The 25,788-nt window shown below is 55.5% G+C and carries 29 protein-coding genes; 12 read left to right on the top strand and 17 right to left on the bottom strand.

Annotation, left to right across the window (positions count from 1 at the left end; all coding sequences use genetic code 11):
- Positions 1-8 precede the first annotated feature (8 nt).
- Positions 9-638 (bottom strand): ParA family protein, encoded by a 630-nt coding sequence (locus MMSR116_RS18130; protein WP_158169012.1) that lies wholly within the window; start codon positions 636-638, stop codon positions 9-11.
- 222 nt (positions 639-860) lie between these two features.
- Between MMSR116_RS18130 and MMSR116_RS18125 the strand changes: the two genes are divergently transcribed.
- The 8 genes from MMSR116_RS18125 to MMSR116_RS18090 all read left to right on the top strand — a co-directional run bounded on the left by MMSR116_RS18125 (position 861) and on the right by MMSR116_RS18090 (position 6,818).
- Complete coding sequence (locus tag MMSR116_RS18125; protein ID WP_158169010.1) at positions 861-1,130, top strand: DUF4258 domain-containing protein; 270 nt, start codon at positions 861-863, stop codon at positions 1,128-1,130.
- The gene (locus MMSR116_RS18120) at positions 1,127-1,321 is read left to right on the top strand and encodes a DUF2283 domain-containing protein (protein ID WP_158169008.1); all 195 of its coding nucleotides are present in this window, start codon (positions 1,127-1,129) and stop codon (positions 1,319-1,321) included. Before MMSR116_RS18125 ends, MMSR116_RS18120 begins: the two co-directional genes overlap by 4 nt.
- Positions 1,322-1,404: 83 nt before the next feature.
- A complete protein-coding gene (locus MMSR116_RS18115) occupies positions 1,405-2,334 on the top strand; it encodes a hypothetical protein (protein WP_158169006.1) in 930 nt (309 codons plus the stop codon).
- A 43-nt stretch (positions 2,335-2,377) separates the two neighbouring features.
- Complete coding sequence (locus MMSR116_RS18110; RefSeq protein ID WP_158169004.1) at positions 2,378-2,737, top strand: hypothetical protein; 360 nt, start codon at positions 2,378-2,380, stop codon at positions 2,735-2,737.
- Between the two features lie 1,926 nt (positions 2,738-4,663).
- Positions 4,664-4,957 carry a type II toxin-antitoxin system RelE/ParE family toxin gene (locus tag MMSR116_RS18105; RefSeq protein WP_158169002.1) on the top strand — a complete coding sequence of 98 codons (294 nt, stop codon included), beginning with the start codon at positions 4,664-4,666 and terminating at the stop codon, positions 4,955-4,957.
- A gap of 31 nt (positions 4,958-4,988) precedes the next feature.
- Positions 4,989-5,321, top strand: coding sequence for a HigA family addiction module antitoxin (locus tag MMSR116_RS18100; RefSeq protein WP_158169000.1), 333 nt, complete (start codon positions 4,989-4,991; stop codon positions 5,319-5,321).
- Between the two features lies 1 nt (position 5,322).
- The gene (locus MMSR116_RS18095) at positions 5,323-6,096 is read left to right on the top strand and encodes a nucleotidyltransferase (RefSeq protein ID WP_158168998.1); all 774 of its coding nucleotides are present in this window, start codon (positions 5,323-5,325) and stop codon (positions 6,094-6,096) included.
- Positions 6,093-6,818 carry a DUF6602 domain-containing protein gene (locus MMSR116_RS18090; RefSeq protein WP_158168996.1) on the top strand — a complete coding sequence of 242 codons (726 nt, stop codon included), beginning with the start codon at positions 6,093-6,095 and terminating at the stop codon, positions 6,816-6,818. Before MMSR116_RS18095 ends, MMSR116_RS18090 begins: the two co-directional genes overlap by 4 nt.
- Positions 6,819-6,973: 155 nt before the next feature.
- Here the strand turns inward: MMSR116_RS18090 and MMSR116_RS18085 are convergent, their stop codons facing one another.
- The 7 genes from MMSR116_RS18085 to MMSR116_RS18055 all read right to left on the bottom strand — a co-directional run bounded on the left by MMSR116_RS18085 (position 6,974) and on the right by MMSR116_RS18055 (position 13,289).
- Entirely contained in the window at positions 6,974-7,597 is a 624-nt protein-coding gene (locus tag MMSR116_RS18085) for a hypothetical protein (RefSeq protein WP_158168994.1), read from the bottom strand.
- 22 nt (positions 7,598-7,619) lie between these two features.
- A complete protein-coding gene (locus MMSR116_RS18080) occupies positions 7,620-7,742 on the bottom strand; it encodes a hypothetical protein (RefSeq protein ID WP_244625486.1) in 123 nt (40 codons plus the stop codon).
- Positions 7,743-7,992: 250 nt separating this feature from the next.
- A complete protein-coding gene (locus MMSR116_RS18075; protein ID WP_158168992.1) occupies positions 7,993-8,331 on the bottom strand; it encodes a hypothetical protein in 339 nt (112 codons plus the stop codon).
- A gap of 206 nt (positions 8,332-8,537) precedes the next feature.
- A complete protein-coding gene (locus MMSR116_RS18070; RefSeq protein WP_158168990.1) occupies positions 8,538-9,038 on the bottom strand; it encodes a hypothetical protein in 501 nt (166 codons plus the stop codon).
- Positions 9,035-10,792 (bottom strand): DNA polymerase, encoded by a 1,758-nt coding sequence (locus tag MMSR116_RS18065; RefSeq protein WP_158168988.1) that lies wholly within the window; start codon positions 10,790-10,792, stop codon positions 9,035-9,037. The genes MMSR116_RS18070 and MMSR116_RS18065 overlap by 4 nt, the downstream gene beginning before the upstream one ends.
- An 8-nt stretch (positions 10,793-10,800) precedes the next feature.
- On the bottom strand, positions 10,801-11,358 hold the full coding sequence (locus MMSR116_RS18060) for a hypothetical protein (RefSeq protein ID WP_158168986.1): 558 nt from the start codon (positions 11,356-11,358) through the stop codon (positions 10,801-10,803).
- 1,337 nt (positions 11,359-12,695) lie between these two features.
- Positions 12,696-13,289 (bottom strand): recombinase family protein, encoded by a 594-nt coding sequence (locus tag MMSR116_RS18055; protein WP_158168984.1) that lies wholly within the window; start codon positions 13,287-13,289, stop codon positions 12,696-12,698.
- A 246-nt stretch (positions 13,290-13,535) separates the two neighbouring features.
- On the opposite strand from MMSR116_RS18055, the gene MMSR116_RS18050 reads away from it, so the two are divergent.
- Positions 13,536-13,850, top strand: coding sequence for an AbrB/MazE/SpoVT family DNA-binding domain-containing protein (locus MMSR116_RS18050; protein WP_158168982.1), 315 nt, complete (start codon positions 13,536-13,538; stop codon positions 13,848-13,850).
- The gene (locus MMSR116_RS18045; protein WP_244625485.1) at positions 13,741-14,232 is read left to right on the top strand and encodes a type II toxin-antitoxin system VapC family toxin; all 492 of its coding nucleotides are present in this window, start codon (positions 13,741-13,743) and stop codon (positions 14,230-14,232) included. Before MMSR116_RS18050 ends, MMSR116_RS18045 begins: the two co-directional genes overlap by 110 nt.
- Positions 14,233-14,574: 342 nt before the next feature.
- Here the strand turns inward: MMSR116_RS18045 and MMSR116_RS18040 are convergent, their stop codons facing one another.
- Positions 14,575-15,009, bottom strand: a complete 435-nt coding sequence (locus MMSR116_RS18040; protein WP_158168978.1) for a tautomerase family protein — start codon at positions 15,007-15,009, stop codon at positions 14,575-14,577.
- 94 nt (positions 15,010-15,103) lie between these two features.
- Entirely contained in the window at positions 15,104-15,853 is a 750-nt protein-coding gene (locus tag MMSR116_RS18035; RefSeq protein WP_202882054.1) for a flavin reductase family protein, read from the bottom strand.
- 172 nt (positions 15,854-16,025) lie between these two features.
- Here MMSR116_RS18035 and MMSR116_RS18030 point away from each other — a divergent pair, with 172 nt between their 5' ends.
- Positions 16,026-16,226, top strand: coding sequence for a hypothetical protein (locus MMSR116_RS18030; protein WP_158168974.1), 201 nt, complete (start codon positions 16,026-16,028; stop codon positions 16,224-16,226).
- 105 nt (positions 16,227-16,331) lie between these two features.
- Here MMSR116_RS18030 and MMSR116_RS18025 read toward each other — a convergent pair whose 3' ends face one another.
- The 7 genes from MMSR116_RS18025 to MMSR116_RS17995 all read right to left on the bottom strand — a co-directional run bounded on the left by MMSR116_RS18025 (position 16,332) and on the right by MMSR116_RS17995 (position 23,148).
- On the bottom strand, positions 16,332-17,267 hold the full coding sequence (locus MMSR116_RS18025; protein ID WP_158168972.1) for an AEC family transporter: 936 nt from the start codon (positions 17,265-17,267) through the stop codon (positions 16,332-16,334).
- Between the two features lie 172 nt (positions 17,268-17,439).
- On the bottom strand, positions 17,440-17,937 hold the full coding sequence (gene irrA / locus MMSR116_RS18020) for an iron response transcriptional regulator IrrA (protein ID WP_158168970.1): 498 nt from the start codon (positions 17,935-17,937) through the stop codon (positions 17,440-17,442).
- A 92-nt stretch (positions 17,938-18,029) separates the two neighbouring features.
- On the bottom strand, positions 18,030-18,896 hold the full coding sequence (locus MMSR116_RS18015) for a class II aldolase/adducin family protein (RefSeq protein ID WP_158168968.1): 867 nt from the start codon (positions 18,894-18,896) through the stop codon (positions 18,030-18,032).
- Positions 18,897-19,126: 230 nt separating this feature from the next.
- A complete protein-coding gene (locus tag MMSR116_RS18010) occupies positions 19,127-19,366 on the bottom strand; it encodes a hypothetical protein (protein ID WP_158168966.1) in 240 nt (79 codons plus the stop codon).
- An 81-nt stretch (positions 19,367-19,447) separates the two neighbouring features.
- Entirely contained in the window at positions 19,448-20,449 is a 1,002-nt protein-coding gene (locus tag MMSR116_RS18005; RefSeq protein WP_202882053.1) for a PDR/VanB family oxidoreductase, read from the bottom strand.
- A gap of 61 nt (positions 20,450-20,510) precedes the next feature.
- Entirely contained in the window at positions 20,511-22,070 is a 1,560-nt protein-coding gene (locus MMSR116_RS18000) for a Rieske 2Fe-2S domain-containing protein (RefSeq protein WP_158168962.1), read from the bottom strand.
- Between the two features lie 403 nt (positions 22,071-22,473).
- Positions 22,474-23,148: a GntR family transcriptional regulator gene (locus MMSR116_RS17995; protein WP_158168960.1), complete on the bottom strand. Its 675-nt coding sequence runs from the start codon at positions 23,146-23,148 to the stop codon at positions 22,474-22,476.
- Between the two features lie 516 nt (positions 23,149-23,664).
- Here MMSR116_RS17995 and MMSR116_RS17990 point away from each other — a divergent pair.
- Positions 23,665-24,984 (top strand): MFS transporter, encoded by a 1,320-nt coding sequence (locus MMSR116_RS17990; RefSeq protein ID WP_158168958.1) that lies wholly within the window; start codon positions 23,665-23,667, stop codon positions 24,982-24,984.
- The last annotated feature ends 804 nt before the right edge of the window (positions 24,985-25,788 follow it).

The following is a 25,788-nucleotide window of genomic DNA, read 5'->3' as shown; positions in this document are numbered from 1 at the left end:
TTTTTTACTTACAAACCAGCGCGGTCGATGATCGCCTGGACCAGTGCGTCGGCGCGTTCGCTGAGGCCTTTGAACCGAACTTCTGTGACCGCCTGTCCGTCGTTCTGCGCCTGCCGATAGGCGGGACGCTCTAGGAGCGCACCAGCCAGCACGTCATAACCAGCCTCCCCCACATACGATCGCGCGAAAGCTTCCTCAGCCTCCGTCCCAACCCGCACTAGGGCCAAGGTTAGCTTCGATCGAGGGATGCCAGCCCGTGCGAGGGAGTTGAACACGATCACGGCTGGCTCCAGATCGTCGACAGACGTGCTGGACGGCTGGACGACCAGGGCCGCACCCCTGGCGATTTCCAGGGTGCCTGCGGACGCGCGCGCAGGCCCATCCACGATCAATAGATCCACGGATGCAGCGGCTTTGAACGCATCGGCGGCGGTTCGGAAGGGTTCGACGGGAACCAAAGGCTCCAGGTTGGCGGCCATCCGGCGGCGGGCCCAGTTCGTCGCGGTGCCCTGCTCATGGTCCAAGTCAGCGATCTTGACGGACAAGCCGCCGGCTGCGGCCTCGCGGGCCAGAGCGCGAGCCAGGGTCGATTTCCCAACTCCGCCTTTTTGTGAGACAAAACCAACAATCGCTGACATGCGTAAGCCTCTACATGCAGTCGCTTACGTTCGCAAGTTTCTACTTACGTTTTTGATGCGGCTAACCCAAGGAGCTGCAAGGATGAGCTGCGGATGGATCCAAGCTGCCGACATGGATGTCAGCTTGCTGCGCGGACTGACGGTAATGCGCATCCCCCCGGTGAGCACATCCGCACGGCTCGTCAACGATCCATGTGACGTAGCCTAGAGGCTCGACTGGGTATGGCGATCATCTGGAGCGTTCACGCCCATGAGCGGGCGATCCGCCGTGGCATAGACCCCATATGGGCTGAACGAACGGTCGCGGCACCAGAGATCCTAGAGCCCGATCCCGATCATCCGGGACGATTGCGGGCTTACGCTGCAATCCCAGAAGCGGGTTGCCGCGTCCTGCGTGTGGTATACGATCCCAAGGATGGTAACGAAGTCATCGTCACCGTGTTCTTGGACCGCAAGAGAACGCGCGCTTTGAAGGGAGGATCGTCAGCATGAAGCACCAGTACGATCCCGCGGTGGATGCGCTCTACATCCCGTTGTCGACAGCGGCAGTTGTCGAGAGTGAAGAAGTGCGGCCCGGTATCATCGTCGACGTCGACGCCGAAGGTCGGATCGTTGGTGTCGAGATCCTCGACGCATCAACGCGGTTGGCGCCAGGGGCAGATCTCACAGGCCTTGCAGCATAGTAGACGTTCACCGACTTCATCTCTGGGTCCGGTGAACCGCAATGACTGTGCTGTCGCAATGTAAGTCGGTATGACGGGAAGTGATGTTGCTCGATCCATTCCAGTCCGCCGAGATCAAGATCAACCGAGCCAAGCATCACCTTGATGATCTCGACAGACAAGTGACCTCGTTCTTTGAACGTGGCGCTGTACGGATCGTCTTCGAACATGACGACGAGATGAGTGCCGGTGTGGGCTGGGAAAGCTCTGCCTTCGTCTATCGACAGCGTGAAAAGATCCCGCTGGAGTGGGGTGCAGCTATCGGAGATGTCATCCACAACCTTCGAGCATCACTGGATCTGATGGTCTCAGACATCTTTCGGCTGACAAAGGGCAACCCGCAGGATATCGGCTACGTTCATTTCCCGTTTGCCCGAGACAAAGATCGCCTTCACGAACAAATTAGAGCGCGACGCCTCAATCGTATTGGAAAGAAGTTCATCGAAGCTATAGAACACATTGCACCATATAAGGACGGCAATCGTGGGCTTCGAGCCATCCACGATCTGGACGTCCTCGATAAGCATCAAGCCCTGGTGCCAACTGTTGCAATCGTCGAAATCGACTGGCCTGTCTCCGTTACGAACTCTGAGAAGTTCGTAACCAGCGTTGCCCACGACGGTCAACGCATCATAATGATCCCGAAAGCACTTTGTCCTTTAGATTACGGCACTACGATCAAAGCTGATTTCTCGATCATATTTGGAGAAGGAAGTGCTTTCGAGCGAACGTACGTTGTCAAGCAGCTAGAGGCTAGCGTCACAAGTATCGAGTCTATCCTCAAGCTGTTCAAGCATGTGGCTACCGAGCAGGGATTGATAAAGAACCCTGATGGTATTTCGCAGGAAGTGGTCAGAGAGATCCCTACAGGAAATCTCAACTGGGGTAACGCCATCCTGAAGAAGGATGACACTGATGTCGAGCGCAGAGATCGACGTCGACCGGCGGCAGATGATCAGATAAGCCAGAGCTAGACTGTGCTGACGACGGTACCGTCACGCTAGCAGAGGTCTCGACGTGCCCAGGAATGCCATTCTCAGCGATCGTGCAGCTCTCGCCGAGAGGTTTGATCAGTTCACTGAGATCAGCGACGTCGTTGATCCGACATGGTGGCTGGAGGCAGCATGCCAATGCGTCGACTGCGCGTGTCGGAATGTGCCCACAGAGGGCTTCTCATGGTTGTCGCTGCTCGTTGACGGCCAAGACGTTGCGGTGATCCGATCTGGCCCTGCCGAGGTCATCATCGCCATTCTATGTCATCACGAAGCAAGATCAGTGGAAATCTGGGGGAACGACGTCGAGGCTCATGTTTTGATCCGCGCACGCATCGAAGCGTGGCGGATCACTCCGGCTGGCGATGAGATCGTTGAGCACTGATCAATGCCATATTACTCTGAGATAGTGCAGTCGTTTTTAGATACGAGTGTGAATTGGGTCGATACACCTGCTCCGTTTTGAGTGCACTTAAGTGCGTATCGACTTCTATCTCCCCAACTGTAGCTAACGTTTGACACCATGCAAATCACGATTGTTCGCCGTCCATTATCGTCGTGAGCGAACCGCTTGGTTGCTTTGAAACCCGCCTCCACTAGCAGTGGATTATGCGCATGTGAGAATGACGCTCCTACAGGAGCGGCACTGTAAGCGTCATAACAAGCTTGTCGGAAGCTTTTCAGGTTTGCTGCAATATCTGCGTCAAGCTGAGCTTGCTTTGCAGACTCGGCATCCTGAAGCTGCTTCTTCGTTTTGGGACTCCTGTGAGGGATTGGGGGGAAAGGGCCCGATTCTATGAGGATTCGGGGGCTTGAAATGAGGAATCGGGGGCGCAACTATGAGGTTTTGGGGGAGAAACCTCATAGTTGGGCACCAGGCAGTGTGGAGAAGGTGGGGACGGCTCCCCCAAAACCTCATAGTTGCGCCCCCGATTCCTCATTTCAAGCCCCCGAATCCTCATAGAATCGGGCCCTTTCCCCCCAATCCCTCACAGGAGTCCCCCAATCCCTCACATTTAAAGTTATAAACCTTTGATTTACCAATTTGATCGGCGCCTGAATCTAGAATCTTAGAATCCTGAATAAAGAAGAATCCGGGCGTCGCCCTGTGGGTCGCGCCTAATCGCGCCTAACAGCGTTCTCCGAGCCTGTAGTCTCGACCATCCAGTAGCTGCCTCTGACGCAAGAGGGCCGCCTGCAGCGGCCAATCGGTCAGCCTTCGGCTGTCTCTATCGTGCCGCTATGCGGCGGGAGGCGCTAACGCACCTCTAAGCGGACAACCTGCGGCTGACTTTGTTTCATCCCGACCGCCAGCTTACCGCCGTGCTCGCTCTGGCAAGGGGTGGGTCCTCGCCATGCTCGCTTCGCTGCGCGTGGCTCCGGTCCCGGCTACGCCGCCCTTGCCTGCCGCTGCGCGCGACGGTGCGCTTAAAGTATCGGGACGAGGAACATCAGGGTTCCGCCCCTACGGGGCGGTCGCTCCACGCCTCCGGCGCGGATCGAACAAGGAACGGAAGGGCAGGGTGGCGCAAGATCGCGTCGTGGCAGACAATTCCGGACCGCCTGATAGGGTCTGACGGTCCGGAGGTGGTTTGGGCCGTCTGGAAGCTGGAACGCGCCCACGGGCCTTAAAATCGACGGGCCGCTACGAGGCAGAATCTGAAAGCGCCCGCCGCAGCTGTTCGATGCAAGGTCGGCGGCCCTGGTGGCGCGGGTAAGGCGCCGACACCGGTCAGTTGAGCATCGTCACCACAGACCGGACCACCAGGCCGTCCCGGACCAGGGCGACGCCCTTCCGGCCGCCTTTGGCCTGCCAGGTCTCCAGCGGACTGCAGAACGCCCAGATTTCATCGCCGGACTCGAATTCGTCCGCAACGGCGACGGCGTCGGGATGGCCGAGGCCGACCTTGTCCTGCAGCGGCGGGTAATGGTCCGCCGCGGCGTCCGAGGATCGCCCCTGTTTTGGTGGTACTGTGGGGATGTATACAGCCGGAGGCAGCAGGACCGGCGTGTACCGTGCCCGGAACTAACCTATCACCCGCGCCAGCATGATCCGCCTCCGCTTACGGTGCCAAGGCCCAGTGCAGCACCGGAAGCGGGCAGGAGCATGGCGGGCCAGAGATCCCCGCCCGTAGGCCCATGGCGCTTTGACCCTACTCAGACACCCCAGCCGCTTCACACTGCAGCCACGGGCCGGCAATCGGACCAGGATCGGCGTCGACCGCGCCAGCGGCAGCAGCCGAAGAGGCTTGGCGAAGAGAATGTGTTAGGTGTTGCCTTACACCGAACGCATCTGGTAGACTGGCTTTGTATGAAGATCAGGAACGTTCGGCACAAAGGCCTCAGGAGGCTGATCGAGACGGGCAGCACGGCCGGCCTGCCGGCTGCCGTGGTCGATAAAGTCCAGAAGATCGTCTTCTTCCTGCAAGCCATGGGCAGCGAGGACGAGCTGCACGCCCTGCCAACATGGAAGCCGCACCAGTTCCAGCACGGCGACCGGGCAGGCCTGTGGGCGCTGCACGTGACAAAGAACTGGCGCATCACGTTCATGATCAACGGCGATCAGGTCGAAATATTTGACCTGGATTACGAGGATTATCACTGACGGACATTCATGCTCCAAGGAGGGAGATCACATGACCGAGCAAGGCTATACGCTGAAGAACCCGCCGCATCCGGGCAGCTTCATCCGCACGGAGATCATCGAAGGGCACGAGCTGTCCGTGACCGAAGGCGCTGAAGCGCTCGGCGTCACGCGGCCGACCCTCTCGCAGCTGTTGAACGAGCGCGTGTCGCTGTCGCCGGAAATGGCCCTGCGGATCGAAAAGGCCTTCGGCGTGAAGATGGACACGCTGATGCGCATGCAGAACGCCTACGACATTGCCCAGGCCCGCAGACGGGAAGGGGAGATCATCGTGCAGCGGTATGTTCCGAAGGCAAAGGAATCGACGCAGCCGAGTATAATCTAGGATGAGTGCAGATACTTACCTGCAGAACATTCTTATTCGCGAGGCGGTCGACATTGGCCTTTACTCGCCTGTGCGATCACTTCGGGGAGCACTTACCCCGATTTTGCAAGAGTGGGGCGGCCAGTACCTGATGGGCATAGCGCCAAGTGGATCCTTTGCCAAGGGCACCGCAAACAGGAGCGGCACCGATATAGACCTGTTTCTGTCGTTAGCTCAGAGTACGCCGCACACACTCAAGGAAATTTACGAAAAACTGTTTGCCCATATGGAACGCGCGGGCTTTAACCCGAAGCGGCAGAATGTTTCCATTGGTATCAGAGCTAATATCGCAGGCGTAAGTTACGACGTTGATTTGGTGCCTGGACGACGGCAGGACTGGATTTCCCAGGATCACAGCTTGTTCCGCCGCCGTGCCGACACTTGGACCAAGACCAACGTCGATAAACATATTCAGCACGTCTCAGCCAGCTATAGGACGCAGGAAATGCGAGTCTTGAAGCTATGGCGGAACCAGAAGCAATTGGATTTCACATCATTCTATCTCGAAATGACAGTGATTGCTGCGTTATATGGGGCGCCATACACCACGCTGGCCAACAATGTCTGGAAAGTTTTCGGATATCTGACCACAAAATTTGAAAGTGCCCGTGTGATTGACCCGGCCAATACGAACAACATCCTGTCGGATGAACTGTCCGCAGAGGAGAAAAGGAAAATCAAGATGGCTGCAGGACGTGCCCTTGCCGCTTCGGATTGGAACCAGATCGTCACATGAGCGAATGGTCCCTCGAACATCTGCTTTCCGGCCTGCATGAACGCGTGCAGCAGAGCCTGGCATCGTCGCGCCGCGCCTTCGGCCATCCTGGTACGAAGGGGGACGCGACAGAGGGCGTGTGGCTTGATCTATTCAACACCTACCTGCCGAAGCGCTACCAGGCAGCGAAGGCGCATGTTGCCGACAGCCGCAACGCGTTCAGCGATCAGATTGATGTCGTCATTTACGATCGCCAGTACACGCCACCCATCTTTGAGCTGCATGGCCAGACGATCATACCGGCTGAGAGCGTCTACGCGGTTTTTGAATGCAAGCAGGAGATCAACGCCCGAGAGGTTGGCTACGCGCACGGCAAGATCGCAAGCGTCCGCCGGCTGCACAGGACGAGCATGCCCGTGCCGTGGCTGCAGGGGAAAGCGGAGCCCAAGACGCCGCACCGGATCATTGGCGGCCTGCTGACCTTTGAGAGCGGATGGAGCCCGCCTCTGGGCGATACGCTCATCGAGGCGCTGTCGGACGCGGACGATGATAGCCGCATCGATCTTGGGTGCGTTGCTGCCAACGGCCTGTTCGGATGCACGGATCAGGGCTGTGGAACGGTTACCGCCCAGGGCAAGCCTGCAACGGCTTTCCTGCTTGAGCTGATTGCCCGTCTGCAGGAGTGCGGCACCGTGCCCATGATTGACGTGCGCGCCTACGCCAGCTGGTTGACGGCGCCCTAGCCGGACTGCCTAAACCCACCCCGCTGCCTGTCCGGTCAAACAGGGTGCACTTCAGAACGACGAGCTTGCCGGGCATGATCTGTCCTTCCAGGTTGGACGGAGAGATGCCTGTTTAGCATCGGCATGATGCCGCCGTGCCTCTCCTTTCAGCCCTGTTACGTCTGTACATATGCACCTTCGGGAGGAGGGTCGTCTTTCACCATGACCGAAAAATCGGTGATCTCTTTCAAATCCGGAAATTCGTCCGCATACCGCCCCCACCAGCTTCGAATGTCGTAGTAGAGCAGATACAAAAATTTATGATATCGATCATAGAAAGCTGACAGATCAAGCGTTGATCGTTCAATGCTTACATGGCCGAAGGTCTTGTTTCGGGCCTTGCGAAATTCTTCGGCGAATTCCGGCGGTATTTTTTCTGGATAATAGCTGATGTCGTTTTCCCAGTCTGGCGCGGTACCATCAAGTATTGCGTTTCGCCTATTAGTGACGATACGCTGTGTTTCCCCTGCGACAATACGATGAGCCATTTCTGCGCGGATTTGTTCCGTGTTCTGAAAATCTCGGACCGCGCCACCCATCAAAAACTCATACAGATGATGAATGAACCGCGCATAGGCATCATAGGTCTTGTAAGAAATACGCCGGTTCCCACCATTGCTTGCAATCATCATCCGCGCATAGAGCGAAAAATCATTGAATGCGTTGTCACATCGTAGAAATTCATGCTTTAAGGCAACGCATAAAGCCGTATCTGTGGCGTCGCCAATCTGAAATTTCATTGCTTCGTATCCGTCAAATGCGTCATGTCGCCTGACCTTCCATCACGCTCTCAGCCTTCAGCTGGTCGGCAATGCGCTTGAGCGTCGATCGACTGCATCCCGTTGCTGCAATGATCTGCGTCCATGTTTGCTTGGCGCGCAGCATCGCGGCAATAGCCTCATTGCGGGCCGTATCCTCTGCACACCCTTTGTAGGCGCCGGGATGCCCACCTCAGCTATCAACCCGTCATCATGGGCATCGTCGCATAGATACGGACCCGCGTCAGCGTCAGATCATGGGTCGTCTATCTGGTCGCGCAGCTCCTCGAACAGAGCTGTTTTTTGGGGGGTTACATAACCACGGCAGCCGAGCGCCCGCTTTTCAGCGGGAACCCATCGCCTTTTTCCTTCGCTCGTTACCCATTCGATACGGCTGCTGGCACGTGGCTCTTCGTCAGACGGATACACGATCTACTCTTGAAGGTAGCACGCTGCAAATCTAGACCCCAAGTAAATTCATTATTCTCAGCATATTCCTTGATCTCGGAACTCGATGGTGCAGTCAGTGATTTAGACAGATGTATAGTCTGATCGCCACTATATCTCGTCATACGATCGGCGCCCTCGGCCAGGCGCAACGCCTGTTCGATGATGGCATCCTCCTCCGTATCCATCATCCATACAATCACGGAGTAGCCGCCTTCCAAAGTGACAACCGCCCATATGTGTTGGTTTTGCATCTTGATCTTGAACAAAGACACTTCATAAAAGGAGTACATGGTTTTTCATCATTTCTCTGATTACATAATATTGTGAAAATCGAATTCTTAGCTCGTACGATTGATTAGACTTATCTCTAACTCCGGTTAAACGCCTATCGAGTTAGGCCGACGGCACGGACAGCATCTGCGTCGTCGGTTAGGGTCGAGCAGTCTTGTTGTGGCTGGTTCGGCTCAGTCCTTCAGACGGTCTGGGCAGAAAGCGTGAGCGTGATACGGGCAGCACGTCCGGGTGTGCGTTCGACCTGGATCAAACCGGCGTTCTCAAGCACGCGAAGGGCACGTGCTTTCGAGTCACGATCGACACCGAAGCTGCGCAGAAGTGCTGCGGGTAGGCTTACGGTGTTCTTGCCCTCCAAGTCGCATCGATGACGTAGGGCGATGTAGACGGCTAGGGCCTTTCCGGGAAGACGTGAGGCAACTGCCAAAGATTCCAGCGGTATAGGACCTTTGAGAAACCGGGCTTTAGGTTTCGTTTTATTGGCATAAGCTTCGAACTTAATCTCAATCTCGTCTGCTATCGGATTGATATTATCTGCTTGATCATAATTATAGTTAAACACAGACGTATAAGACTTATAAGAAGATGACCCGGTGTCGTGTGGGTGCGACGGTGGTGTCGTGTTGGTGCGACGCTCCCTGTCGCGTGGGCGCGACAGGTCCAGCAAGATCACTTTGCTCATGGGGTGCCCTCCCCCACCTCTGGAAGCAGCGCCATGACCCGGTCCCACATGGCTTGTCCGCCGTCATCCATGTAGCGATCCGGGTACCGCACGATCTTCACGTCAGTGCGAACTGGGAACCCGCCGGTGACTGCACGACCCGCCTCCGTCATCAAAGTACCCATCTGCGCGGCACGCTCCTTTATCTGCCCAAGTGGAGCTTGGATAAGAAACGCGTCATGAACGGGGGCGCAAACCTCGATACCAGCCTCAGTCCCCGCAATCGCTGCGATCCGCAGCATTTCCGCTCCATTGGATTGCATCGGAAAGTTCATTAAAGCAGATGCGCTCACACCTTCTACGATCCGGTGCCGCCACCCGAACAAAGATCGCATCTGACCCGTGAACGTAGCGGCGTTGATTACCTTTTCTACCCACGACCAAAACTTACGATATGTGTCCTTATGCAATCGCATCAGCGCTTTTGCTTCTACAGGCGTGATACCAAGGGATATCGCAAGAGTATCCGCTCCCATACCGTAATTCATACCGAGCACAACCGATTTGCAGCGATCCCGCTCGCCCTTGTGTGTAGTTACAGTAGCGTCCGGAGGGACAAGTCGAGCCGCCTTGGCGAAAGCTAGATAAGGGTCGCCCTCAGCATAGCCCTGCATCATCAGCTCATCACCTGATAAGGCTGCCGCAATCGCATTCTCTTGGGACGAGAAGTCAATGTAGGCAAGTCCGTAACCTTCTGGCGGGCGAATGATCCCTCGTAACCATTTGGCTCGACCGAATACAAATTCCGAGCTTTTCGGTTGATTACGACTGGTTTTAGCTTTGAAGGCTGAAATCATGCAGCGGTTGCGATTATCTGAGCCAATCGGTAATTCTTTATCGTTTAACTTCGCCATTGTTTTCCGCAATTGGCGAAGCAGGGCTAGTTTTGGATAGAATTCCACCATCAGTTTGAATGTGTCATCGTCCAATATTAATTGTCCGTTTGGGTAACGTGGCCAGTTAATTCCCGACCGCATGAGGTATTCGCCGAAGCGTGCCTGTTTGAAAGTGAGTCCATCGTAGACGCCGTAGTCCCGATCGACGTCAGCTACCAGCTTCGTGCGGATATCTTCCCAGCTGGCTCGAAGCTGATTGTAGACGGGCACATCAATAGGTATGCCGGTCCACTCCATTCGAGCCGCCGCAGCCATGTATCGTCCTCTGAGGAGCGCTTGGGGGAGGTCGAGTTCCGGAACCATCTGCGGTAGTAGAGCTTCGAGCGCAGTAACGTCGCTCTGGCAGTAGTTGAGGATGGCGACCTGCTCTGCGGCGGACCAAGCGGAGTTATCCATGATCAGCCGGCGCATGCAGTCTTTTTCGTCAACATCGATGTGGGTGAGACGCCGACAGGCTAGAGCACCGATCAGCCCATCACCCCACGGCAACGATATACCGTTCGTGGAGCAACGATGTTCGACGTAAAGATCCAAGATGCAGGCAGGGAAGGTCCACCCGAGCGCCAAGAAACAATTAAGCTCGGCGCTGTTGTAAAAGGCTACAAACAAACTGTCGGTTCCGCAGTCAAAAGGAGCCTGCCGCAATGTGATTAACTCATTACGCCACATCCTAATGATTCGCCCACTACGAAACTCTTGGGCAACCATACAAATTGGGTATTGCCGCTCGCCTGCTGATACCTGGAACTCAAAATCGACGAGCCAGATCTGTCTGTATCGGCGGAGGGCAGCCAAACCGCTGCCCTCGCCGTTGTTCATTTCAGGGCTCATTCGAACCCCTTCAGCCGACGCACAATAGTATGGTCTTCATTATCGATCACACGACCAGCAAACGCGATCTCAAGAAGTTCATTGAGAGTCTTATCCGGCCATACCGGATTTGAGCGCTCTGCAGGAGCCGTAATAATATTGTAGACACCCAACTGCTGATCTGACTTGAGACGGATCCAATTGCCCTGTGCATGTCTCGCTGCGGCATGAGCTGAGTCAATCCAACCGTTACGCTTCCCACCAGGATCAGGAATGCCAATCGGCCAAATTATTACGTTGTTCTCCCGGGTAATGCACGGTGTAAGTTGAACTAATCTAGCTTCATCCGCTAATACAGCTCTCATTCCGGGATCAATGAAGTAAACTTCATCTCGATCCAATTCGTCTTTGAATACGAGGGTTGTCAATATAAGATTTGGATCCTTAGTGACTTGGAACCACTCCTGTTTTCCTGGCTTTCGAACTGGCACTTTAGCCAATACTTGCGTGAAACCTGGTGCTGTGTCCAGTGGATCCATGCGTATTGAAGACAGGTCTTTGAAAAATTCAGGCATATCTATGGGTTTCCATTGTTATATTTCGTGAAAGTATCCGATCGATGAGATATGTTTTTGTTCTGCGTCGTCATCGGTTGGTATTCCGGAGGGTATTCTACGCAGAGACGTTCAACCTGCAGAAAGATGCCATAAAAGTAATTTTCTGAGATTTTGAACATACTGTTGCTTGATACTATAGCCATGCCGCTCGGCGTTTTACGGCTATTCTTTAATTGCATGTCTATAACAGTAAACAGGGTAGAAGATCGTCAAACGCATGACCAAGGCGCCAGAAGGGTCGCTGACGAGTAGTGAATGCGGGTCGGTGAAATAAGGAAGGCTAATCCGTTGCCTTTCCGGTGACGTGATGGAGCCGAGTACCGGAACACCGTTCCGCACGTTTACAGGATGTAGGAATTAGATGCTGATTTGAGAGAAACAGGCAAATGCCTACTTCAGCTCCGGAGCCGAACGACAGCTGATTGATTTGGTGGCTGAGAAGGAAGGCTCGAGCCGCGAGTTTCCGCCGCCGAATGAATATGTGACCGCAACTGTTTGGGCGTATATTCCTAAAAGGCATGGCTGCGGGAATATCTCATAGGCAGTGTATACTATAGCGCATGGCTTAGCTTAAAAGCCGGGCTGCTACTGATTGGCTCTTTGGATGGATAGGAAGGCTCATTCCTATGATTGCGACTGTAACTAAAGCAATCACTCGTTAATTCCGTGGGCCATCATTCCTCAAAAATCCCTGAAAATCCATTTCTTATACAAATTCAATAGGTTGCATTTTAGGAATTTGTCAGTTGGAACTTATCACTTGTTGAGTGTCTCCAACCATGCTGTTTCAGAGTGTGGTCGGGAAACGTCTTAGAAATGCATGAAATTGAAGAAACACGGTATCTTCGATACCGCTTCTGCGAGCTGCGCATCGACTGTCCGTCACCCTGACGATCCGAAGGTCAGGCTGCCTGATGTAGCGTTTATTTCAGTTTCGCTGGCTTTGCTGCCGATGTTCGAGATCTGCAACCACCGGCCGAAGAGTCGTTATCATTTTCGTACTCAAAGGAATGCTTAAGGGAGCGATTTCCGCCGGTCCCACAGGCCTATTATCATATAAGGCGAATTTATTAGGCGCAATGTCCTACAATAGCAATCCAGGCTCGTCACAAGCCAAGAATGACGCTCTTTGCTTTGCTTCGCTCTTTTGCAGACAAGTTGGTAATCGGGCGTCAGAGAGCAAGCGGTGATCGTCTGGATTCGCCCGGGCCGATCGTGCGAATGCCCACTCGTACCAACATCAGGATTTGCGTCAAGACGACCAGCAAGCGCCAACGCCGTTGCAGGTTAAGCTATTACAAACTATCATTTTTCTGCATCGTATCCCGGACCCGACGGATCGTGGTTCGCCCGACTTTGAGTTCTCGTGCAACCGCCGAGGCACCTTGGCCGTTACGCAGAAGCTGTTCAGCTAGTTGTCGTCGCTCTGGTGTAAGGCTCGCCGGTCTGCCAACGACTTTACCCTCGGCTCGTGCACGCGTCAGACCAGCCTGTGTCCGTTCGATCAGGAGATCACGCTCGAACTCAGCCACAGCGTTGATCACGCCCATGGTCAGCTTGCCGGTCGAACTGGTGAGATCAACTCCGCCGAGCGCAAGGCAGTGGACACGCACCCCCAGTGCGTCGAGCCGCTTGATCGTGCCCGCTACGTCCATAGCGTTGCGACCGAGTCGATCGAGCTTCGTCACGATGAGGACGTCGTCTCTCTCAAGCCGGTCGAGCAGGCGAACGAACGCTTTACGTTGATCGGTTGCGACACTTCCCGAGACCGTCTCTGTGATCACACGCTGAGGCTCGACCTGAAAGCCCGCTGCTGCGATCTCCTGGCGCTGGTTGTCGGTGGTTTGGCCCAATGTGGACACGCGCAGGTACGCAAAGGTGCGGGGCATGGTCAAAATCCGGCCGAAAGCGATGGCCGAAACTAGAGCCTGGCCGAAATCCCCGCAAGCCTATGTTTCGGCCGGATCTCCCGCCGGTGGCCGAAACCGTTCGGTTTCGGCCAGGCCTATTTAAGCCGAAGCTATGGCGAATATGATAAAGATGCCATATGGCTGCCTAATGGTAGATACGGAATGCCAAGCATCATGGCCTAGCATGGTTGGTGTGCCATACAGAGGGCATCGGGGTGATATGCCGTGAACACCACGCTTTCTAAAATTGACGCAGGTGGTCGTTTGATCATCCCGGCCCATGTTCGCAAAGCTCTCCATCTTGAGTATGGCGGACCTGTCGTGCTGACCTTGGTGGATGGCGAGCTTCGGGTTCGCTCTGTCGCATCTGCCATGGCAGAACTGCAGGCCCAGGCTTCATCCTACCTGGCCGGTGACGGCGCCTCGGTCGATGCGTTCCTCGCGGCGCGACGTGCCGAGGCTGCCAAGGAAGAGGGGGCATCAACAGGTCCGGAGGGTAAGCCGAACGCAATCACGACGGAGTCCGATCGTGGCGCTTAGCGTCCTCGACGCCTCGGCGCTGCTCGCCTACCTCCGCCGGGAACCTGGTTGGGAGCAGGTGCTTCAGGCTTTCACAGGAACCGCTACGATGACCACCGTCAACTTCGGTGAGGTGGCCGGGTGGATGGTCCGCAACGGCGCTGACGAGCCGGCTGTGCGGGCACTGCGGACTGGCCTTGTGTTTTCCCTCACGCCAGTCGACGACGATCTTGCTATTCGTGCGGCCCTCCTCGAGCCGCTGACCCGGCCCAAAGGGCTCGGGATCGGAGACCGGCTGTGCCTCGCGCTCGCCGCCCGCTCCAGCGCTGTCGCCCTGACCGCTGACGCCGCGTGGCAAGAGATTTCTGAAGTTGCCAGCGTCGAAGTCCGGCTTATCCGTTGATGCTGACCTGACGCGCCGGGCAGCGTTTACCCGACACAACAAAAACCGACAGGGTTCTCCGACAGCAAGTCGTCAGTTCGATCCGCATACAACACATGCCGTAGGGACCACGGGGAAACGATCGTTTTTCGGACATGCGGCAGAATAGGACGAACGTCCGAGTTGGGTGGAGAGCGGTAATTGGCTTGACGCCCGGAAGCCGCCATTCGCTAGTTCGTATGATGCGCTCGAAAGCGATCATGGTGGAGGCATCCCGGTTCTTGCTCCCGCATCCGCCGGGGCCGGCGAACCAGCAAAAGCGTGGGCCCATGGCCCCCAAGTGGATCGGGCGCGGTGGCTCGATCAGGAGGCCGCTTTCAGCTTCTCGCGCAGCGAGCCTGGTAGCGAGGCGAGCCACTCTTCCTCGCCGCCCGGCTGAGGCAGGACATGGCCGAACTCCGCGACACCCTCGGCCGGGATGTCGGAGACGTACACCCACACGTTCTCGGGTGAGGTGCCCAGGATCCCGCCGGTTTCCCGCATGATCCGTTGCAGGATCGCGGCCTTTTGTTCGCGGGTGCGCCCGCTCCGGATATCAGCACGTACCCACACATGGTCGTCCGGCGCTGATTCGCCGCCGATGTACATCGAGCCGCGCTCCACGGTGTAGAACACGACCTGCACGAAGTAGCGGGGTGCGGTCGCCTCCACCTGATGGATCGTCGTGACGCTCTCGACGAGCTTGCCGCGCTGTTCAGGCGATAGGTGCCTCATCGTCGTGAAAGCGTAGGTTGGCATCAGGGTCTCCCTCGTCCGGGAAAGGTAGAATAACCGGCACCTTCGGGTTGTCGTGTGCTGATCCAGGCAGTCAGCGCCGCGATTTGGACCGAAGCTAACCGAGCCTGAGATCCTTGTTCGGGTCGTACCCATCTCGGCAGGTGTTACGCCACTCGGCGGGTTGCAGGACACCGTCGCGAGCCCGATCCACGTCGGGCATGCGGTAGGCCTTCTCCTCGATCTCCGCGAGGCGGGACGAGACGATCTCGGTGCTGGAGACCCCGTAGAGCTTCTGGAAGTTCATGATCAACGGCTGCCACTTGGCAGGATCGATGCGGTTCTCGTGACCATCCATGAGCAAGCTCGGATGCACGTGGACACGAGTGATGCGCACTTCGAACGCGGAGAGCAGGCCCGCGACTTGGGGATCGTCGTCCATGATCCCATGCTGGGCCGCAACGACGGCTTCCAGTTGGATCGGGCACTCCAGGGCGCGCGGCGCGGCCACGGTCTGCGCGGCGATGGGTGTCAGACCAGCCACTTCGAACTTGAACGGCTCATACGTGTAGCCCAGCCGCTGCTTCAGTTCGGGTAGCTTCTCTGTGCCCGTCAGGCGCGCCAGCCTGTTCACCGCGTCAGCTTGCTTCGGCGACGGCAGATTGAGGACGCACTGGCCCGTGCGGATCATGTTCTGCGGCGTCTGCGATGCGGTTTGGAGGCCAAGCATGCACCGCCAACCGAGCCACCACGCGGACGACATGGGCGCGAGGTTGGCGGTGCCGTCCTCGTTCTGCGTGCTGATGAGGACGACCGGGGTTCCGAGGTAGAGGATCGACGGCTCGATTGAGACGTGGGGATCGGTCACGAGAGGCTCCGTGGCTTGGCAACGAACCACGTATGTGACCGCCCGGTCTGCGACGCTTCCCGCTTCTTGCGCCACAATCCAGTTTCTGCACTCCGCTTCGATGCGCATGGCGTTCGAAAGCAGCCACGAGCGTCGGTCTGGAAGCCGCCCGCGAGACAAGGGACTCGAAACGATGGCCAACGCTAAGTGTGAGACCTGCCGCTTCTTCGACGAGCACAAGGGCAATGGGGCCGTCGCCCAAAACGATGCCGGCCTCTGCCGCTTCAACCCGCCGGTCAGCCAGCCGGCGCCAGAGTCCAAGGGCCTTTGGCCGGTGGTTTCAGAAAACGACTGGTGCGGCCACTACACCATGGGAATGACTGCCGCCGAGTAAGGCAATCGCTCGCACGAATGACGAAAAGGGCCAACCAAGAGGTTGGCCCCTTTTTTCTGCTCAGGTGTCCAGCGCAGCTCTTAATACAAGATATGTGATGGAGCGCTATTGTGTTGCACCAACACAGAGTGATATTATTACAATAAATACGAGAACAGAGAGCATTATGAACTGCGATGAAACCTTTGCTTTGGATCCATATAGCTTAGCCAGGATGTCCGAGCCGGTGCCAGCCGGTAGGGCAGCAAGTAGAACCACCGCTTGAGTGGCTAAAGGGGAAAGGTGGAACACAAAGCGTGACAATACAAAGGCCAACAAGGGGTTCAAAAGGAGCTTGCAACACAGTATCCAAGCTGGAATACAATAACTTGGTATTCGAATTTCATCCTTGTCTGCTGAAAATATTCCAAGAGCAATCAACGCGCAGGGAGAGGCAGCTCCCGCCAATAGATTGAGAAAAACATCTGCCGAAGTCGGCGGGGTCATACCGAATATCGAGAAAATTACCGCAGCAACGGAGACGACCAAGGTTGGATTTAAAACGAACGCTCGATCAATTTTAATTGCATGTGAATGTGTCCGTCTACTCCTTGAGGAATTAAACTCTGCAAGAGAAATAACGATTATCAACGCAAATAACGTTGCAAGAAGAAATGCAAACGTGATTTCAACGATGATGTTCCTGTCTGCTGCAATCAAAATAAATGGGAGTCCGATGAATCGGATATTTGTGTAGCCTGCATTGAAGCATTTGATCGAAGCATCTGGAATGCAGTCGCCATAGTACAAACAAGCAAACAAGGCGAGGCACATGCTGAGCATGCCGCTCAACATGAGAGTTAATATGAAGTTGGGTTGCCATAGATTAGCCCAGCTGGCGTGGGAAATGATGTTGAATAATAGAGCGGGTGTCGCCAGCAATGAGTTAAAGCGGTCGATACCCAAAGCGGCATAAGGACCAAGCAGGCCGATGCGCCGAGCAAACCAACCGGTGAAAATCAGTAAAGGGATCGGAATGACGAGCTGTAGGGCTGAGAGCATGACCGCCTCCCATTTCGTGAGACGGTGAGGTCAGATCCCGCTCGACGATGCAGCTATGGCCCTACGGCAACTGAGCTGTTCTCAAATCTCGTGTCGGCATAAAATATGATGTAAGAATGAGATGCCGGTAGCACGCTGGCCTCTCTCGTTTTGGCGAGCTGATAATATTTCATTAAATCGACTGTCTTGATTGCAATTTGGGCAATGCCTGTCTTTTTTTAAGTCTTACGATGATCTCAATTTGCTGGACTTCCATACCCTCTGGCGGCATAGGAATGGAATTCATAACAACATTGAAATCTGGCATGTCAATCACTCTATCCTCTTCATCTAGATAAAAGTGATGATGTTCACTCGTGTTGGTATCAAAATAAGCCTTAGTTCCATCGAATGACAGCTGACGAAGAAGTCCGGCATCTGTAAATTGCCGAAGTGTGTTATAAACGGTGGCCAAAGAAATGAGGACTTTGGCAGAAATTGCTTCATCATAAAGCATTTCTGCAGTGACATGTCGGTCGCCGTGAGCAAACAGCAGCCATCCAAGGGACAAACGCTGACGCGTCGGGCGTAGGCCGACCCGGCGCAACCGGGTTCGAAGAGCCGCCAACGGACATCCACTGTCAGGAGGCAACACTGTCAAAGCATTACTACGATCCGTCGGCTTCAACATGGCTTCGGCACCGATATAGCAGCATTGATAGTTTGGTCTCCGCCGGCACTCCTTGCGCCGACGGAGAGCTGTAGGTCGATTGTCTATGGATGCTATGCAAACATATCGGGCTGGGTCTCGGCGATGTGGCTGTAGAGCGTCTGGAAGTGCAGCCAGCCGATATAGTCGCTGCCGACGTGCTCGCGGCTGTAGCGGGCGGTCTTCTCCGACACGACCTGCGGCTTGATCCCAGTGGCCTCGACCAAGAGCTGCTGCTTGCAAGCCCGCTCCAGGGCGATGAACCAGAAGGCCGCGTCGTCGATGCTGTGGTGTGAGCAGGTCAGCAGGCCGTGGTTCTGGTGCAGCACGCCGCGGTTGCGGCCGATCTGCTGGGCGACCGACAGGCCGCTCCCTTTCTCCACCGCCACGGCGCCCGCCGAAGCACCGATCACCGCGTGGCTCTTGTAGAAGGCCGCCGCGTCCTGGCTGATCATGTCAAGCTCGCGACCTGTGGTGCACCATGCGGTGCCATAGGTGGTGTGGGCGTGGCACATGGCCATCACCTCAGGAAACTCCTCGTGCACGGCACCATGCAGGACGAAGCCGGCGCGGTTGATGGCGTACTTGCCCTCGACAACGCGGCCGTCATGATCGGCCAGGATCAGGTTCGACATCCGCACCTGCGAGAAGTGCACGCACATCGGGTTGGTCCAGTACAGCTCCGGATGTTCCGGATCGCGGACCGTCAGGTGCCCGGCGAAGCCGTAGTCGAAGCCGTGCATCGCGAAGGCGCGGCAGGCGGCCACGAGGTGCTGCTTGCGGTACTCACGCTCCTCGGCATGGCTCTTGAACTCCGGCTTCTCGGGGAAGATGAGGCCGGCCTGCTCGGGCTGGTAGATCGAGGTCCGCTTGCGGCCGGCCGAGTCATTCGGCAAATCGATCGCCACATCACTTTGGGATGTATGAGCTTCTTCCAGCATCGCTTGTTCCTTTCGCGACCAAATCAGATGACAATCCGGATAAATCCTACGCTGGGCAAATCCTTTTATCTCTCGAAATGGAGATGCCCTAAATTGTTCCGGATTGATTTGCACCCAGCCAATTCGTAGTTCCAGCTAGGTGAACTGTATAGCAGAGATTTAACCTGCCTGACTGCGTCGATCCAACGATCTCAAGACAGATGTCAAATCAACACAGGTAAAGATCAATTTCAGGCCACGACGGGCCGTCGATGCTCGAACGCGATGACAGTCGATGGTATGTTAAAATCTAAGACCAGATCTTCTTTAGTCTCGACCTTAAACAAGACCATGCTACCGAGCGTCCCGTACTGCTCGACAATCGCATTTCTATCTAGGTGCTTGAACTTGTCGTGAAGCATCAGGAGATCCTTCTCCTGCGCAATTGGCGCATCAGGGGACGCGCCCACCCAATAACGAAGGATCTGCATCGGTTTACCTCTAACTCATGCTGGCCGGCTTAATGCGCCCGCTACGAGGTTGCAATTGAGTCGAAATCGTCAAGCTTCAGCTTAGAGATCTAGCTTCAATACCGGACTTGTCGCACGAGAAACGCAGGTAGTTAGACAGGTTTCACGCTCGTCATCGGATAGTATGAAATCTCGATGATCGACGGTTCCGCTAAGAAATTTTACTTTGCAGGATCCACAAAGCCCAGATATACAGGAAGTTTGAACCTCCACTCCAGCTTCACCAAGCACCTCTACGATGCTTCGGTCTGGCGGCACCTCAACTCTGGCTCCAGTGCTTGCGATTTCAACGACAAAGCTTCCGGACGCCATGTCAATTGCCGCTGCCTCGGCGCCATTCGGTTGCGCGACGGGAGCGGCGAAATACTCGCTGTGGACGGTACCGGCTGGCCAATGAGCGCTGGCGTTGGCGCATGCCTGCATGAACCCGCCTGGGCCACAGTAATATAGATGATCACCAGAGCGGTGTTGCTTTAGCAACTCGACTAGATCAAGACCGGCCCCCGGAACGCCCCCATCATAGTGGAAGTGCACGCATCCCGACGAGACAAATTCCTCAAGTTCTTGTCGGAATGCAGCGTGATCGGGCGTTTTGGCGCAATAGTGGAGCTGATAGATTTCCCCGCGGGCCTTCAGCTCGTGCACCATGGATTTGAGCGGCGTGATACCGATGCCACCAGCCACCAAGATGTGTCGTCGAGCGGTCGGCGACAGCGAAAAGTTGTTGCGCGGGCTGCTAACGGAAACGACGTTTCGGACTTGCAGTGTTTCATGCAAGAGACGCGAGCCACCTCGGCCGTTAGCCTCCAGCAAGACGGCTATGGTGTAGCGATGGCGATCTGCCGGGTCACCGCTCAGCGAGTACTGACGGATCAGTCCGCCGGGCAAATGGATGTCAAGGTGACTGCCAGCCGAGGTTTCCGGCAGAGCCTCTCCATCTGTTGACACCAACTCATAGGAGTTGATGCCAAGTGCCTCGGATCGAACCTGCCTGACGGCAAGCGAAAGCATCGTCATCTGAGTCGATGAGCTGTTCTGAGCCACGGTTTCCATCCCTCAGCCTACTGCGGGCGACCTCTTCGGGCCGCCCGCGTCAGGTCCGTACTCAAGCTTGATCGAACTGCTGCTCGAGTTTTTGAAGTCCGGCACGCACGAAGGCGTTACGCTCCTCGCCTCGCAGCTTGTCGCTCTCGGTCAGCATCATCACGAGTTGCTTCGCGATCTTGCGACGGTTGGCGACCTCATCGGCCAAGACGGGCGCCTCGCGGACGTTGAGCACGTTGCCCGAGCAGTAGCTGTTCGGCATGCCATTGAGTTCACGTAACCAGTCAGCAAACCCTTGCGCCGACGCTGCGGGATTGGTCCCCCGTGCCGCCTCGCGAAGCATCTTGCGGAATGCGTAAACACCAGCGTCGAATTTGGTCGGATTTTCCAGAGCGTGAACGGCGATCGGCCGCTGACTGATAATCGCCTCATAATCACCAGGGGCGTACTGGGCATCCTTGTAGTTGTGACGGGCGCGGTGATCAGACGGGATCTCCGGCATATCTTCGAGCTTGTACTTTCCGAACCGCTCGGGTCGGCGCATGGCCACCTGACCTTCGAGGAAGTCGATGGTCTCGTAGCCAACGAGCGACTTATCGCCGACACCCCGTGTATCAATCCCTGGGCCCATGACGCGCCAGCCGATCATCTTGCTATTTCGGTCATCAACCGGCACGGTCCAACGGATCATGTGGAACCGGCTAAAGTACTTCTGCGCCTTGCCGTCCTCGGACGTATAGGCGTGAAGGCTCAGGTTCGGCAGGACCTGATGCTGAACGCGGATGAAGAGCCGCTCGCTGTCCACGCGGCGTGCACCTGCACAGGCCAGGCTGCGCCCCTGATGCACCGGCACAAATTGCATGTCCGGAGCGACTTCCATCGAGTTGGCGCCGACCTCGTCGAAGGTGGTTCCCTGGAAATGCCCATCGACGACGTTCTTGCCCGCGTGAAGCGCCGTCGGGTGATAATTGTCCGCCGCGTTATCCTGCACCTGCAGCCAGTTGCAGTGCTGGAAATTGCTGTAGGCTACAAGCTCGTCGGTCGGTGCAACGGTGAAGTTTTCTTCCCACTCAGGGAATGGGGGTTCGTTCTCCGGAGGCCCCATGTACGCGAAGATCAGGCCGTGACGTTCGAACGCCTTATAAGCGCCCTGCCGGATTGAGCACCCAAAGCGCTCAGCTTCTGCTTCCTCGCCTTTTGGATACGGGACATGGATGCAGGTTCCATCCACGTCGAACACCATGCCATGATAACAGCACATAATGCCGCGCTCTTGGATCGCGCCATATTCAAGTGAGGCGCCACGGTGAACACAATGGGCGTGCAGAACACCGATTTGTCCGCTCTTGTCGCGGAAGGCCACCAGTTCTTCGCCTAAGATTTTAAGGAACCGAGGCGTGTCCGTCAGTTCCATCGACATGCAGATCGGATGCCAGAACGAGCGCATGTACTCGCCCATTGTGGTGCCGGGACCAACCTCTGTCAGCTCCGGATCGTGCTCCACCTCCTTATTGGTGTGATATCCACTGTAAGGAAGCAGGTTTTTCTTAACCGGACGGGGTGGTGATTTCGCAGCATCGGCAACGGCAGCGTTACCCGGGCGAAAGGTGGCTTCAGTCATCAAATTTCCTCCAACGATGGGGCACGGCCGTTCACCCGGCGCACTCATTCCCCGCCCCGCTCCGGCTACCCTTGCGGCATCGGCATAGCGATTAGGCACCGTAGGCGACTTCACATACCGTATACGAAAACCGATAGCAAGGCACGTTTGAACCCGTCCAGATTGGCGGTTGGGTTGCTCAAGGTGGTTTCCGGGAAATCAGCAGTTTTCTTGACTGGCCAACGAAATCAGACGAAGGCTGGTATAATGCCAGCACCTGTCAAAGCGGCAAGCGAAGAAAGAAGTGAAAAAAGCATCGCCTAGCTACTGAATGCGAGGACGACGGGAATATCAATGATAAAGTAAAAAGAAATAGTAAGTCGAATATGTCACTTAGGTATGTTAAAGGGTTCCAAGGATTTGGCTAATCCTTCTGTCCATTCACATGCGTTGCACCATGCCGCAAGAAAGCTTCTGTTTGAACCCCAGCACTCAAAGCATGGCGCCGTGCCGATCTTTCGCTCCCCTCTGGATCGCCCGCAAGAATGCTATCGAGTATCTGCTTATGTTCGCGCCAGACGCGGCTAATGGCGCGGTTAGGCGCGAGTACAACGACCATGGCGCGCTGAAGATGTGGCCAAAGAGGCGCCATAGTCTCAGCAATAGAACCGTTGCCAGACGAGTGATAAATTGCTTTATGAAAATCGATGTCCGCCTTCACTCGATCAGACATGACACACTTGTCGTCGAGAAGGTCGCCATGTTGCATGGCCTCGATAATGGGCTGCAACTCGCTTTCTGTTACCGAGTTGTTCATGACGCGCTCAGCGACGAGTCGCGCTGCAGTGCTGTCTAAAGCTGCGCGCACCTGGAAAAGATCGCGCAGTCGATTTGGCTCAATTGGTGCAACTTCCAATCCTTTGCCACCTGCCTCCTGCAGCATGCCGTGGTATTTAAGCAGCTGCAGCGCATGGCTCACGGGTGCACGTGACACGCCTAGGCTTGCGGCGAGGTCATCTTGCACCACCCGCTGACCGGGCATCAACGTGCAGTCGATAATAGACGTTAAAATGTGTTGGTATACCAGATCAGTCAACATGGGCGGTTTCACTGATTTCTTTTCTTTTTGTAAGACCCGATGTTCATCTGATCAAACACCTCAAGCTTCCTTACGTTGCGATTTCTGCGACTTATTCAAAAACAACGACCTTGGGCGGCCAAAGAAATCTATCTGGCTATAGGCCATCATTTTATAACTTTACAGTTAGTTCAGACGTGATCGGTTGCTCACAATCCTTCGCCCGCTCATATCAGACAACCTGATTGCATTCGGAATACAACCGCGATTGCCTCTTGTTTGCTCAAGAAGAAAACTACTTTGGCCCAAGCTTCGAGGCCAAGTGGCTTTCGATAACAAACACTAAGTTTTGTATGCTGAGAAACGCCATTCGTCAATAACAATAGGGAGTTGCGACCTGGAAGCATTCCAGCCTTGCGCAGGTCGAATTCGCCGTTTATCGTATACGGTATGCGAATCGTGCCCGGATCCGCCAGGGTGGTCGCATGTCTCGTCGTCGCTGCCAGCGATACGTGAAACCATGGAGGAGCGCCGCTCATGAGCGCCATAGGACTGACCCACCTGGATGCGTCCAGCCAAGGTATAACTATCCGACATAACGGTAAGATTTACGATCGCGTCTATAAACGTGTTATTCCATTTTTGCTTCTCTGCTATGTGTTTTCTTACTTAGATCGTATTAACGTCGGGTTCGCCAAGCTCAACATGCAGAGTGAGCTGGGATTTTCAGATACAGTCTACGGACTTGGCGCCGGAATATTCTTTCTAAGCTACTTTCTATTCGAAATTCCGAGCAATATTATCATATTAAAAGCCGGTCCGCGGATGTGGATTGCACGGATTATGATCACATGGGGATTACTTTCTGGTGGCATGATGTTCGTCCACAGCGAAAGTATGTTCTATCTCATGCGATTTCTGTTAGGCGCAGCTGAAGCTGGCTTCATTCCTGGCGTTCTATACTACCTAAATTGCTGGTTCCCTGCAGCCTACAAGGGGAAAGCTACTTCACTGTTCATGGCTGGTATCCCGATCGCAGGCATGATCGGCGCGCCACTCTCAGGATGGATCCTTCACGGGCTTGGTGGAGTGGGTGGTCTTAGTGGCTGGCAATGGGTCTTCTTGATCGAAGCGCTCCCGAGTATCCTTGCCGGATTTTTCTGCCTGTATTGGCTCGATAACGATCCTAAAAGTGCAACGTGGTTGAGCGATGAAGAAAAATCGATTATTGCCGCGGATCAGGACCGCGAGGCCAGCGTTAAGCAAGTGCATACAATTCGTGAAGGTCTGAAGGACCGGAAGACCTGGCTTCTTAGTGCTTTGTATATGACCTTCACAATCGGACTATATGCAGTAAGTTTTTGGCTGCCGAGCATAATCGTTCAGAGCGGTATTATCGATCCACTCGCGGTGGGATTTCTGACCGCACTTCCCTACACGGCGGCGCTCGTGACGATGTGTTTGGTTGGTATCAATTCAGACCGGATGAGGGAACGGCGGTGGCATCTTGCCATACCTGCGTTTGCGGGTGGCCTTGGACTGCTTGTCAGTGTGATCTTTTCGCATGAACCGATGTTGGCGGTAGGTGGTCTGACGGTGGCGACGGCGGGTATCATCACTTGTATCCCGCAGTTCTATGTCATTCCTCCGATGATGCTCAGTGGGCACGCAGCGGCGGCCGGATTTGCACTAATCAATTCGGTCGGGAGCCTGGCTGGTTTCATAAGCCCTTTCCTATTAGGTTATGTGAAGAGCCAAACTGGCTCAACAAACTTGGGGCTTATATTTGTTGTGATCTGTCTTCTAATCGGCGGCTCATGCGTTCTGCTGCTGTCCAAGTCAGCGGTAAACCGGTAACTTCACATCTAAGTAGATCTGAGCCATCATTCCTATGCGGCATCGTATGGTGGTCCAGGTCGTGATACGGGGCTTCCGTGATGAGGGCCAGCCTTCGGGTTGGCCCTTTCGTTGCCCGCCATCTCACGGTGTCAAAACGATGGGCTTCAGCAGAAAGCCTGCTTGCCGATCGATCTGGGAGCACTGGTGACCTCAACTCCCAGCCGTCACTGTGCTCCGCCGCTTCCAGGGATCAGTGTCGTCATTTCCGGCGAGCAACAGGCTGGTCACGTTCGGGGCAAGTCTGCCTGCAGTTCGTCGTGGTAGGTTGCGTACAGGTGAAAGTATCGCTGTAAGCCAGCCTGGAGGGGAGTACTCGCTACCAAGTCAGGGCTTCGAACTTTTGCCCTTTCCCAGTCTAATATCGCCTCGACGGCCGCATCCTGTACCCGAATTTCCTGCTCGACCGTCATTTGGTTGACTGGTCCCCAACCGAAGCTTTGCGCGATAAGCTCTTCGATCCTTGCCCGTTGTGAGCTGATATGGCCGGCAGCGTCGCTGAGCGGAGAGCGTGATCTCGTGCAGTTTACCTCACTGCGTTGCGAGCGTGAGTGGATCGAGTCCGCGCTTGCATGGGCTGCGGGTATGGCGTCACTCAGCGCCGTCACGCCACCACCGGCATGTCTGGCCAAGACATGGGTTGCTTCACGCATGCACCTGATCAGGGACTTAAGGGCGGACGCAGAAGCCGAAGTGAGGTCGCTATTTGCGAGACGAGTCGTCGTGTCGGTCATGGATGAGCATCGGAACGGGATGTGCCGGCAC

It is taken from the genome of Methylobacterium mesophilicum SR1.6/6 (assembly GCF_000364445.2).
GTDB classification, from domain to species: Bacteria; Pseudomonadota; Alphaproteobacteria; order Rhizobiales; family Beijerinckiaceae; genus Methylobacterium; species Methylobacterium mesophilicum_A.
The sequence above is the reverse complement of the archived record's forward strand: the minus strand, read 5'-3'. Positions and strand labels throughout refer to the sequence as shown.

What these genes read in the sequence shown, in the direction of transcription:
- MMSR116_RS17990 (WP_158168958.1), top strand. Translation starts at nt 23,665, where the DNA reads ATGAGCGCCATAGGACTGACCCACCTGGATGCGTCCAGCCAAGGTATA.
- MMSR116_RS17995 (WP_158168960.1), bottom strand. Translation starts at nt 23,148, where the DNA reads ATGTTGACTGATCTGGTATACCAACACATTTTAACGTCTATTATCGAC.
- MMSR116_RS18000 (WP_158168962.1), bottom strand. Translation starts at nt 22,070, where the DNA reads ATGACTGAAGCCACCTTTCGCCCGGGTAACGCTGCCGTTGCCGATGCT.
- MMSR116_RS18125 (WP_158169010.1), top strand. Translation starts at nt 861, where the DNA reads ATGGCGATCATCTGGAGCGTTCACGCCCATGAGCGGGCGATCCGCCGT.
- MMSR116_RS18090 (WP_158168996.1), top strand. Translation starts at nt 6,093, where the DNA reads ATGAGCGAATGGTCCCTCGAACATCTGCTTTCCGGCCTGCATGAACGC.
- MMSR116_RS18070 (WP_158168990.1), bottom strand. Translation starts at nt 9,038, where the DNA reads ATGAGCAAAGTGATCTTGCTGGACCTGTCGCGCCCACGCGACAGGGAG.
- MMSR116_RS18080 (WP_244625486.1), bottom strand. Translation starts at nt 7,742, where the DNA reads ATGCTGCGCGCCAAGCAAACATGGACGCAGATCATTGCAGCAACGGGA.
- MMSR116_RS18060 (WP_158168986.1), bottom strand. Translation starts at nt 11,358, where the DNA reads ATGCCTGAATTTTTCAAAGACCTGTCTTCAATACGCATGGATCCACTG.
- MMSR116_RS18025 (WP_158168972.1), bottom strand. Translation starts at nt 17,267, where the DNA reads ATGCTCTCAGCCCTACAGCTCGTCATTCCGATCCCTTTACTGATTTTC.
- MMSR116_RS18040 (WP_158168978.1), bottom strand. Translation starts at nt 15,009, where the DNA reads ATGCCAACCTACGCTTTCACGACGATGAGGCACCTATCGCCTGAACAG.
- MMSR116_RS18105 (WP_158169002.1), top strand. Translation starts at nt 4,664, where the DNA reads ATGAAGATCAGGAACGTTCGGCACAAAGGCCTCAGGAGGCTGATCGAG.
- MMSR116_RS18120 (WP_158169008.1), top strand. Translation starts at nt 1,127, where the DNA reads ATGAAGCACCAGTACGATCCCGCGGTGGATGCGCTCTACATCCCGTTG.
- MMSR116_RS18130 (WP_158169012.1), bottom strand. Translation starts at nt 638, where the DNA reads ATGTCAGCGATTGTTGGTTTTGTCTCACAAAAAGGCGGAGTTGGGAAA.
- MMSR116_RS18030 (WP_158168974.1), top strand. Translation starts at nt 16,026, where the DNA reads ATGGCCAACGCTAAGTGTGAGACCTGCCGCTTCTTCGACGAGCACAAG.
- irrA (WP_158168970.1), bottom strand. Translation starts at nt 17,937, where the DNA reads ATGTTGAAGCCGACGGATCGTAGTAATGCTTTGACAGTGTTGCCTCCT.
- MMSR116_RS18100 (WP_158169000.1), top strand. Translation starts at nt 4,989, where the DNA reads ATGACCGAGCAAGGCTATACGCTGAAGAACCCGCCGCATCCGGGCAGC.
- MMSR116_RS18015 (WP_158168968.1), bottom strand. Translation starts at nt 18,896, where the DNA reads ATGCTGGAAGAAGCTCATACATCCCAAAGTGATGTGGCGATCGATTTG.
- MMSR116_RS18010 (WP_158168966.1), bottom strand. Translation starts at nt 19,366, where the DNA reads ATGCAGATCCTTCGTTATTGGGTGGGCGCGTCCCCTGATGCGCCAATT.
- MMSR116_RS18055 (WP_158168984.1), bottom strand. Translation starts at nt 13,289, where the DNA reads ATGCCCCGCACCTTTGCGTACCTGCGCGTGTCCACATTGGGCCAAACC.
- MMSR116_RS18045 (WP_244625485.1), top strand. Translation starts at nt 13,741, where the DNA reads ATGCGTTCCTCGCGGCGCGACGTGCCGAGGCTGCCAAGGAAGAGGGGG.
- MMSR116_RS18085 (WP_158168994.1), bottom strand. Translation starts at nt 7,597, where the DNA reads ATGAAATTTCAGATTGGCGACGCCACAGATACGGCTTTATGCGTTGCC.
- MMSR116_RS18095 (WP_158168998.1), top strand. Translation starts at nt 5,323, where the DNA reads ATGAGTGCAGATACTTACCTGCAGAACATTCTTATTCGCGAGGCGGTC.
- MMSR116_RS18065 (WP_158168988.1), bottom strand. Translation starts at nt 10,792, where the DNA reads ATGAACAACGGCGAGGGCAGCGGTTTGGCTGCCCTCCGCCGATACAGA.
- MMSR116_RS18115 (WP_158169006.1), top strand. Translation starts at nt 1,405, where the DNA reads ATGTTGCTCGATCCATTCCAGTCCGCCGAGATCAAGATCAACCGAGCC.